The organism is Tepidimonas sediminis, from assembly GCF_007556605.1.
Classification (GTDB): Bacteria; Pseudomonadota; Gammaproteobacteria; order Burkholderiales; family Burkholderiaceae_C; genus Tepidimonas; species Tepidimonas sediminis.
In genome coordinates this window covers 48,945-56,294 of record NZ_VJND01000015.1, presented here as the reverse complement: position 1 = coordinate 56,294, position 7,350 = coordinate 48,945, and the positions used below count along the sequence as shown (strand labels likewise).

At 73.1% G+C, this 7,350-nt stretch carries 9 protein-coding genes; 5 read left to right on the top strand and 4 right to left on the bottom strand.

Annotated features, from left to right (window positions below; all coding sequences use genetic code 11):
- The 5 genes from Tsedi_RS10815 to Tsedi_RS12505 all read left to right on the top strand — a co-directional run.
- A partial coding sequence (locus Tsedi_RS10815; protein ID WP_143896499.1) for an energy transducer TonB occupies positions 1-486 on the top strand: 486 nt, incomplete at its 5' end.
- Positions 487-564: 78 nt separating this feature from the next.
- Positions 565-1,323, top strand: coding sequence for a MotA/TolQ/ExbB proton channel family protein (locus Tsedi_RS10810; RefSeq protein ID WP_143896497.1), 759 nt, complete (start codon positions 565-567; stop codon positions 1,321-1,323).
- Between the two features lie 45 nt (positions 1,324-1,368).
- Complete coding sequence (locus tag Tsedi_RS10805) at positions 1,369-1,782, top strand: ExbD/TolR family protein (RefSeq protein WP_143896495.1); 414 nt, start codon at positions 1,369-1,371, stop codon at positions 1,780-1,782.
- Positions 1,783-1,851: 69 nt separating this feature from the next.
- Entirely contained in the window at positions 1,852-2,538 is a 687-nt protein-coding gene (locus Tsedi_RS10800; protein ID WP_143896494.1) for a Bax inhibitor-1 family protein, read from the top strand.
- 196 nt (positions 2,539-2,734) lie between these two features.
- Positions 2,735-3,265: a hypothetical protein gene (locus tag Tsedi_RS12505; RefSeq protein ID WP_221934220.1), complete on the top strand. Its 531-nt coding sequence runs from the start codon at positions 2,735-2,737 to the stop codon at positions 3,263-3,265.
- Between the two features lie 23 nt (positions 3,266-3,288).
- Here the strand turns inward: Tsedi_RS12505 and rlmD are convergent, their stop codons facing one another.
- From rlmD to surE, 4 genes are read right to left on the bottom strand one after another with little or no spacing between them, the layout of a single operon-like run.
- Complete coding sequence (gene rlmD / locus Tsedi_RS10790) at positions 3,289-4,794, bottom strand: 23S rRNA (uracil(1939)-C(5))-methyltransferase RlmD (protein ID WP_143896492.1); 1,506 nt, start codon at positions 4,792-4,794, stop codon at positions 3,289-3,291.
- A complete protein-coding gene (locus tag Tsedi_RS10785; protein ID WP_143896490.1) occupies positions 4,794-5,684 on the bottom strand; it encodes a peptidoglycan DD-metalloendopeptidase family protein in 891 nt (296 codons plus the stop codon). Before Tsedi_RS10785 ends, rlmD begins: the two co-directional genes overlap by 1 nt.
- Before the next feature lie 25 nt (positions 5,685-5,709).
- Positions 5,710-6,504, bottom strand: a complete 795-nt coding sequence (locus Tsedi_RS10780) for a protein-L-isoaspartate(D-aspartate) O-methyltransferase (RefSeq protein ID WP_425472760.1) — start codon at positions 6,502-6,504, stop codon at positions 5,710-5,712.
- A complete protein-coding gene (gene surE / locus Tsedi_RS10775) occupies positions 6,501-7,349 on the bottom strand; it encodes a 5'/3'-nucleotidase SurE (RefSeq protein ID WP_143896487.1) in 849 nt (282 codons plus the stop codon). The genes Tsedi_RS10780 and surE overlap by 4 nt, the downstream gene beginning before the upstream one ends.
- Position 7,350 lies beyond the last annotated feature (1 nt).

The following is a 7,350-nucleotide window of genomic DNA, read 5'->3' as shown; positions in this document are numbered from 1 at the left end:
TGCGCGCCGTCGTCCACGGAGTCGCCGTCGGCCGGCGCCGGGCCCGCCGTCGGCGGGGTCGAGGCCGGTGCGGCCTGGGCGCTGCCGCCGCGGCGCTGGCGCAGCCGCTCCTGCAGCTCGCGCCGGGTGGCCTTGGCGGCGGCTCCCGTGGCGGCGCCCGCTGCGCCTGCCGTGGCCGCTGCGCCGCCTGCGCCACCGCCCAAGATTGAGCTGCCTTCGGCCAGTGCCGCCTACCTCAACAACCCTCCGCCCGCCTACCCAGCGCTGTCGCGGCGGCTGGGCGAGCAAGGCCGCGTCGTGCTGCGGGTGCGCATCGAGCCGGACGGCACCGCCTCCGCGGCTGAAATCCGCACCTCCAGCGGCTATGAGCGGCTCGACAAGGCTGCCTTGGAAGCGGTGCTGCGCTGGCGTTACGTGCCCGGCAAGCGCGACGGCGTGCCCGAGGCGATGTGGTTTTTGGTGCCGATCCAATTCGTGTTGGAGTGACGACGCCGCAACGCGCCGCGCCGCGGGGGCCGTCCCCCAAGCGAGCGAGTCTTTTCAATTTCAACCGGAGCTTTGAAGATGGAAACCGTCCAACCTCCTGCCGCATTCGGCTTGGCCCACCTTTGGGCCCAAGGCGACGGCGTCATCCGCACGATCGCCGTCTTGTTGCTGCTGATGTCGGTGCTGTCGTGGGTGCTGATCATCTTGAAGGCGCTGGATTTGCGCCGGCACCGAGCGCAGGCTCGACGCGTCGAGGCTTTTTGGCATGCCAGCGATTTCGCCGACGGGCTGGATCGGCTCGGGCGCGAACCCGACAACCCATTTCGCTTGCTGGCCCAACAGGGCCGAGACGCCGCCGCGCACCTGCAGGGCCGCGACGACGTGGCCGCGCGCCCTCCGCAGCTGCACGATCAGCTTGACCTCAGCGACTGGGTGCAGCGCGCGCTGCGGCAGGCCATCGACGACTGCGTGGCGCGACTGCAGGCCGGGCTTTGGCTGCTGGCCTCGGTGGGCTCCACTGCGCCGTTTGTGGGCCTGTTTGGCACGGTGTGGAGCATTTATCATGCGCTGGTGGGCATCGGTGCCTCTGGCAACGCCGGGCTCGATCAGGTCGCCGGGCCCATCGGCGAGGCGCTGATCATGACCGCGCTGGGATTGGCGGTGGCCATCCCGGCGGTGCTCGGCTACAACGCGCTGGTGCGAGGGCACAAAGCGCTGGTGCACCAGCTCAACCGCTTCGCGCACGAGCTGCATGCCTACTTCGTCACGGGAGCGCGGGTGGCGGCGCGCGCGCCAGCGCCGGCCGCTGACGCCCGTGTGCGGGCGCTGCGCGCCTGAAGCGCTGCACGCAAGCCCTGACCACAACTCCGTGGAGGCTCAACCATGGCGATGCAAGTCAGTGACCACGACCAGGACGAACCGATGAGCGAAATCAACATGATCCCGCTGATCGACGTCATGCTGGTGCTGCTGATCGTGTTCATGATCACCATCCCCGTGATGCAACATGCCGTGCAAGTCAAGTTGCCGCAAGCCAACGCCGAACCGCTGCAGCCGCCCCCGCAGGCGGTGCGGCTGACGGTGTTGGCCGATGGCGGCTACCGCTGGAACGATGAGGCGCTGGACGAGGAGGTGCTGCAGCAGCGCCTGCGCGAGCTCGGCGCGCAGCCGGCGCAGGGGCCGCTGCATTTGCTTGCCGACCGCGACGTGCGCTACGAGCGCGTGGCGCGCGTGCTGGCCGCGGCGCAGCGCGCCGGCGTGCAGGGCGTGGGCTTCGTCACCGAGCCGGGGCCGTGAACTTTGCACCGGCGTGGTACTCTTATTCGCCGTAACCCTGTTCCATCCCGTCGCTGGAGGCAACCAACCATGAGCTTTGACACCACCCTTCGCCACGACACCCTGGTGGCCCAGGGCGCGCGCCACCGTGTGCTGCGCAACACCTACTGGCTGCTGGCGCTGAGCATGGTGCCCACGGTGCTGGGAGCCTGGATCGGCGTGGCCACCGGCTTCACGGCCGCGCTGTCGGGCGTGGTCGGCCTGGTGGTGTTCCTGGCCGGCGCGTTCGGCTTCATGTTCGCCATCGAGCGCTTCAAGCACTCCGGCGTCGGCGTGGCGCTGCTGCTGGGCTTCACGTTCTTCATGGGCCTGATGCTGTCACGCCTGCTGGCGGTGGTGCTGGGGTTCGCCAACGGGGCGCAGCTGGTGATGACGGCGTTCGGCGGCACCGCGGCGGTCTTCCTCGTGATGGCCAACCTCTCCACCGTCATCAAGCGCGACCTGGATGGCTTGGCCAAGTGGCTGTTCTTCGGCACGATCGTGTTGCTGATCGGCGGCATCGTCAACGTCTTCGTCGGCAGCAGCGCGTTCATGGCGGCGCTGTCGGTGATGGCCATCGGCATCTTCAGCGCCTTCCTGCTGGTGGACCTGAAGCGCATCGTCGACGGGGGCGAGACCAATTACATCTCCGCGACGCTGGCGCTGTACCTGAGCCTGTTCAACATCTTCCAGAGCCTGCTGGCGCTGCTGGGCATCTTCGGCGGCGAGCGCGAGTGACGGCGTTCACGGCGACAGCCCGCTCGGACCGCGGTCGCCGCGCAGCACGGGCCTTCCGCATGGAAGGCCCGTTTTGCTTGAATGCGATGGCAGGACCGGCGGCTGCCCGATCCGCCGAAATGGCAAGCCCGGTCTGGGCTTTTCCGGCCCTGTGGGCGCTGGCGCGGCGGCGGCGGCGCGCGGCACAATCGGCGTCATGAAGCCCGCGCGTCCCCGCCGCCTCGCCCAGCCCGCCCCGTGGCTGGCGCTGGCGCTGGCCTTGCCACTGGGCGGCTGCGACATGCTCGGTATCGACACGCCGGCCAAGCAGGCGCAGCGGCGCGAGGCCGAGGGCAAGGCCATCGGCGCGGCCTGCCGCCACACGCAGCGCAGCCTGGAGGACTGCTACGCCAGCAACCCCAAGGCGTCCAAGGCCGCCATCTTCGCCGGCTGGCGCGAGATGGATGAGTACATGCGCGAAAACGACATCCCGCCGGCCACCCCCGCGCCGCGTCCGGCCGAGCGCGCCGAGCCGCACGAGGAAATCGTCGAAACCGCGCCAGCGCCGGCCCCGGCTGCGGCCGGCGGCGGCGGCGCGGCCAGCCCGGCGCGCCCCGCCGCACCGGCGACGGGCGCGGGCCCGACGGCCGCCCCCACCCCCGCAGGGGGCGCTGCGCGCCCGGCCCCGCCGACCGGCAGCATCGTGCCGAACCTCGCCCCGGCGGCCGAGCGCCCACCGGGGCGTTGACCGCGCGCTCGGCCGCCGCCGATTCAGCCCGCCGCGCGGTCGAACACCGCCACGCTTTCCACGTGCGCGGTGTGCGGAAACATGTTGACGACGCCGGCGGCACGGCAGACGTAGCCGGCCTGGTGCACCAGCAGGCCGGCGTCGCGCGCCAGCGTCGCCGGGTTGCAACTCACGTAGACGATGCGCCGCGGCGGCTGCCACGGCTGCCCGTGCGGCGTGTGCGGCGCCTCGCAGCCGGCCAGCGCCGCCTGGTGCAGGTCGGCCAGCGCCTTGGCGAGCGCGAACGCCCCTTCACGCGGCGGATCGACCAGCCAGCGCTGCGCCACGCCGTCGGCCACCAGCTGCGCCGGCGTCATCTCGAACAGGTTGCGCGCCACGAACTCGGTCGGCGCCAGCCCGCCGCGGCGCGCCTGGTTGGCGGCCCAGTTGGCCTGCGCACGCTGCACCAGCGCCGCGCTGCCCTCCACACCCAGCACCCTGCCGGCCTGCGTGGCGATCGGCAGCGTGAAATTGCCCAGCCCGCAGAACCAGTCGATCACGCGCTCGCCGCGCCGCGCTTCCAGCAGCCGCAGCGCGCGCGCCACCAGCACGCGGTTGATGTGCGGGTTGACCTGCGTGAAGTCGGTCGGGCGAAACGGCATCACGAGGTCGAACTCCGGCAGCCGGTACGCCAGCTCGGGCGTGCCGTCGTCCTCGTCGAGCCGGTGCACGCTGTCGGGGCCGGCCGGCTGCAGCCACCACTGCACGCCGGCGGCGGCGTGCTCGCGCGCGAAGGCGCGCAGGCGGTCGCAATCCGCCTCGGTCAGCGGCTCCAGGTGGCGCAGCACCAGCGCGGTCACACCCTCGCCGCAGGCCAGCTCGATCTGCGGGCAGCGGTCGCGCGCCTGCAGCGCCATCACCAGCGCCCGCAGCGGCTTGAGCAGCGCCGACACGTGCGGCGGCAGCACCGCGCAGCTGGCCATGTCGGCCACGTAGCGGCTCTTGCGCTCGTGAAAGCCGACCAGCACCTCACCCTTCTTGGGCACGTGCCGCACCGCCAGCCGCGCGCGCCAGCGGTAACCCCACGCCGGCCCGGCGATCGGCGGCAGGATCTGCTGCGGCCGCACCTTGCCGAGCCGCCACAGGCTGTCCTCCAGCGCGCGCTGCTTGATCGCCACCTGCGCCAGCGCGTCGATGTGCTGCATGCGGCAGCCACCGCAGGCGCCGGCGTGCAGGCCGAAGTGCGGGCAGCGCGGCGCCACGCGCAGCGGCGAGGGCCGGTGCACCTCGACCGCTTCGGCCGCTTCCCACTGCGGCTTGCGGCGCGTCACGCGCACCTGCACCCACTCGCCCGGCAGCGCGCCCTCGACGAACACCACCTTGCCGTCCGGGCGGCGCGCGATGCCGTGCGCCTCCAGGTCGACGCCGTGCACCGGCAACGCCTCCGCCGGTACGCCGGCCGGCCGTGGCGGGGTCGCGAGCGGGGAGACAGCGGCAGCGGTCAGGCCGGCCGCGCCGTCGGCGGCCACGTCGGGTTCGAAGTCGTCCATCAGCGGCTCGGCGGCAGCAGGCTCAGCGGATCGACCGGCTTGCCCTGGCGGCGCACCTCGAAATGCAGCTTGACGCGGTCGGCGTCGCTGCTGCCCATCTCGGCGATCTTCTGCCCCTGGCGCACGGTCTGATCCTCGCGCACCAGCAGGCTCTGGTTGTGCGCGTAGGCAGTGAGGTAGGTGTTGTTGTGCTTGATGATGATGAGGTTGCCGTAGCCGCGCAGGTCCGAACCGGCGTAGACCACGCGCCCGTCGGCGGCGGCCAGCACCGGGTCGCCGGCCTTGCCGCCGATGCCGATGCCCTTGTTGCGCGTCTCGTCGAAGCCGTACAGCAGCGGCCCGCGCGCCGGCCACGCCAGCGCGATCGCATCGGCCGGGGCGGCCGCCGCAGGCCGCGCCGGCGCGCCGGCCGGCGCGGCAGCGGCCGGCGGGGTGGAGCCCCCCCCCGCAGGAGCGGGAGCCGGAGCCGGGGCGGGCGCCGGGGCCGGATCGGCCGGCAGCGGGCGGGCCTGCACCGGGGCGGCGGTCACCGGCTGGGTCGTCACGCCGGCCGGTGCCGGCTCGGCGCCCGGCGGCACCACGCGCAGCACCTGCCCGACCTCGATGCGGTCCGGGTTGCTCAGGTTGTTCCACGCCGCCAGATCGCGCCAGCTCTGACCATGTTCCAGACCGATGCGGTAGAGCGTGTCACCCGGCCGCACGGTGTAGTAGCCCGGCTTGCCGGCGTTCTCGCTGCCTGGCGGTGCGGCGCCCGGCGCCGCGGCCACGCGCCGGTCTTCCACCGGCGCGGTGCGGGCGGGTTGGCGGGGGGCGGCGCAGCCGGCCAGCAGGGCCAGCAGCACGCCGCCGGTGATCCAGGCGCCGGCGAGGCGCGAAAGGTGCAGCGTCATCGCAGCGTCGATCCGTGGGCAAAGGTCACACCACGCCCGATTGTAGGGGGACGAAGTGCACGCTCTCGAGCTCCTGACGCCGCCAGCCGCCGGCGGTGCGCTCGATGACGATGAGACGCTGCCGCCCGGGTTGCACCTCGGCGGGCGCCACCAGCCGCCCCCCCACCTCCAGCTGCTCCAGCCAGGCGGGCGGAACGGCCTCGCCGCCGGCGGCGGCAATGATGCCGGCGTACGGCGCCCCGTCAGGGTAGCCCGGCATGCCGTCGCCAAAGATCAGGTGCAGGTTCGGGATGCGCAGCGGGCGCAGGTTCTCACGCGCCTTCTCGTGCAGGCCGCGGATGCGCTCGATCGAGTAGACCTCGCGGCACAGGCGCGCCAGCAGCGCGGCCTGATAGCCGCAGCCGGTGCCCACCTCCAGCACGCGGCCCAGCGGCAGCGGCCGGCCGGCGCACAGCAGCGCCAGCATGCGCGCCACCACGCTCGGCTTGGAGATCGTCTGTCCCCAGCCGATCGGCAGCGCCGTGTCCTCGTAGGCCTGCGCCACCAGCGCGCTGTCGACGAAGCGGTGCCGCTCCACCTCGGCCAGCACACGCAGCACCTCCGGGTGATCCAGGCCCTGCCGCGCCAGCCGCTGCACCATCGCCTGCCGCACCGACGCCGAGTCGAGACCGACGCCGCGGACGGGCGGCGCCGCGGTGGCGGCAGCGACGCCCGGGGCGCGGGACGGGGCCGGCGCCGCGGCTGGCCTCAGCCCCTCCAGCGCCGCCGGGAAGCGCCCGCCGCGCCCACCACCGCCGGGCCGCGGCGCTGCCGGCCTCACCACGGCCGTGCCTCCCCGGCCGGGGCTGCCGGCCCATCGGCCGCCGGCGCCGCCTCGCGCGCGTGCGCGCTCAGCGCCGCCGCCGTCTGCGCCCAGTACGCCAGCCGCGCGTGATCGGTCAAGTCGATCTGCAACGGCGTGATCGACACGTAGCCCTGGCGCGTGGCGTGAAAGTCGGTGCCCTCGGCGTCGTCCTTGGCCGGGCCGGCCGCGCCGATCCAGTACATGGTCTCACCACGCGGATTGACCTGCGTGATGACCGGCTCGGCCGCGTGGCGCCGCCCCAGCCGCGCCACCTTGAAGCCGCGAATCTGCGCCCGCGGCAGGCTCGGGATGTTGACGTTGAGCAGCCATGGGCCGGGGTGCGTCGCCTCGGCGCCGCCGCGGTGCGCCTCCACCGCCGGGCGCAGCGTGCGCACCAGCTCCACGGCCAGCGCCACCGCGTCGTCCAGGTGCGCCCAGCCCTTCTCGGTCAGCGAAAACGCGATGCCCGGCACCCCGAACAGGTAGCCTTCCATCGCCGCCCCCACCGTGCCGGAGTAGATCGTGTCGTCGCCCATGTTGGCGCCGTTGTTGATGCCGGAGACGACCAGGTCGGGGCGGTAGTCCAGCAGGCCGGTCAGCGCGATGTGCACGCAGTCGGCCGGCGTGCCGTTGACGTAGCGCACGCGCTCGCCGGCGCGGTGCACGTACAGCGGGGCGTTGAGGGTCAGCGCGTTGGATTTGGCACTGTTGTTGTGCTCCGGCGCGACGATCTCCACCTCGGCGAACGACGCCAGCGCCCGCCCCAGCGCCTGGATGCCCGGCGCCTGGTAGCCATCGTCGTTGCACAGCAGGATGCGCATG